The sequence below is a fragment of the Staphylococcus sp. HMSC36A10 genome (assembly GCF_001838845.1).
Classification (GTDB): domain Bacteria; phylum Bacillota; class Bacilli; order Staphylococcales; family Staphylococcaceae; genus Staphylococcus; species Staphylococcus aureus.
On record NZ_KV839111.1, the window covers coordinates 1 to 212 of the forward strand.

The following is a 212-nucleotide window of genomic DNA, read 5'->3' on the forward strand; positions in this document are numbered from 1 at the left end:
CCATTATCAAGTGTGAAATCATCATGATCCGTAATTGTTACGTCAACTTCGCCACCATCTGCATCTTTATCATCTTCAGTTGTATTTGTAACTGTTTGTGTTAAGCCAGCAGGCTTTTCAAAAATAACTTTGTATTTACCGCTATCTAAATTATCGAAACGATATTTACCATTTTCATCTGTTTTAGTTGTTCCAATTACTTCGCCTTTTTC

1 protein-coding gene is annotated in these 212 nt (G+C 34.0%); it reads right to left on the minus strand.

The genetic code is table 11. From position 1 onward, the window contains the following. On the minus strand, window positions 1–212 hold a 212-nt coding region (locus tag HMPREF3247_RS07460; RefSeq protein ID WP_142349152.1), incomplete at both ends, for an SdrD B-like domain-containing protein.